The 1,620-nt window shown below is 32.2% G+C and carries 1 protein-coding gene; it reads left to right on the top strand.

From position 1 onward, the window contains the following. Positions 1-128 precede the first annotated feature (128 nt). Positions 129-1,445, top strand: a complete 1,317-nt coding sequence (locus SPD45_RS14310; RefSeq protein ID WP_336268455.1) for an ISL3 family transposase — start codon at positions 129-131, stop codon at positions 1,443-1,445. Positions 1,446-1,620 lie beyond the last annotated feature (175 nt).

Genomic DNA, 1,620 nt, shown 5'->3' with positions numbered 1-1,620 from the left:
GGTCGTACAATAAATGGTGTTGGTGAGGAAATTCACCAATACCTTTTTTCTGTACAGAAAAATAGAAAACAAGTGAATTTCCCTGTAAAATTAAAGTCGACGAAAACCAAATTTAGGAGGGAAATCACTTGTCTAACTCTAATGATATTAAATTATTACTTGATATACAAGACAAAAATATTGTACTAGAAGAAAATGCGGTTGAATTAAAAGTATATAAAGGAAAAATGGCTAAGTTTATCACAGCTAAACTGACTTTCACACCTTCACATTGCAAACGCTGTGGTATTGAAAATAAGAATTATACGGTTTATAAAAATGGAACAAAAACATCACGTATTACCTTACCAATCACTGGAACTCATCCTACATATTTAAATTTGAAGAAACAACGTTTCTTTTGTAAAGCCTGTAACAGCACATTTAGTGCATCATCAAAGATTGTTGATGATCATTGTTTTATTTCTAATCAAACAAAGGCAAAGGTTCTTCTTAAATCAACAGACGCCCAATCCTTAACCGATATCTCTAAAGCTTGTTTTGTATCGACAACAACAGTTCAACGCGTGATTAACACTGAGGCAAAAAAGTTTCAAAAACAATACCAATCTTTACCGGAACATCTATCATTCGATGAGTTTAAATATCAAAAAGGCCAAATGGCCTTTGAATATGTTGATGCAGAAACAGGTGATATTCTTGATATATTGGAACGAAGAGACGCTCGCACTATTAAAGATCACTTCATCACTAATTATTACTTAAGTGATTTAAGAAAAGTTAAAACAATTACGATTGATATGAATGCTGGTTATGTAAATGTTATTAAAGAAATTTTTCCACAAGCAAAAATTATTATTGATCGTTTTCATATTGTGCAATTAATTAGTCGTACGATGAATAAAACACGTGTACAGATTATGAATAAGTTTAAAACATCAAATAGTGAAGACATGAAGAAGTACCGACGGTTAAAACGATTTTGGAAGTTGTTACTGAAAGACGCACAAAAACTTTCCTATACAGAATATAAGTATTATCCTATGTTCGGCCAAAGATTAGAAGTAAATGTTGTGGAAGAATTGCTTAACTATGATAGTGATTTGAAAAGAAATTATGAACTATACCAAACACTCTTAAAGAGTGTTAAAAATAAAAACTTTGATGCATTAGCTAATACGGTATTTGATGTAGACACAAATACGATTTCTAGTTATATGAAAACGAGTATTAAAACATTAAAAAAACATTTGCTATACATCAAAAATAGTTTATTATATCCATACAATAATGGACGAATTGAAGGTATTAATAATAAGATAAAAGTGTTAAATCGCGTTGCCTATGGTTATCGTAACTTTAATAATTTCAAAAACAGGATTTTATTGCATTTCAAATTGCGAGCAGTCATAAATCAAAAAGACATATCACATTCAGTAGCCTAGGCTACTGAATGTGATATGTCTCGGTATACAATATAGATGATAGAACATAAATCTAGCGGAAGAAACCTACGAAGACTCCTGGGGGACCAGCCGTGTCCGAAGACAACAAGAGAAAGTGATCTTCTTTCTCTGTTGGCTGAGGCCGGCCCCCCCGGAAAGCGAAGTAGGTTTCTGG

The organism is Pseudogracilibacillus sp. SO10305, from assembly GCF_037072005.1.
GTDB classification, from domain to species: domain Bacteria; phylum Bacillota; class Bacilli; order Bacillales; family Amphibacillaceae; genus Pseudogracilibacillus; species Pseudogracilibacillus intestinigallinarum.
Note: the sequence above shows the minus strand (reverse complement) of the source record. Positions and strands in the feature narration are given on the sequence as shown.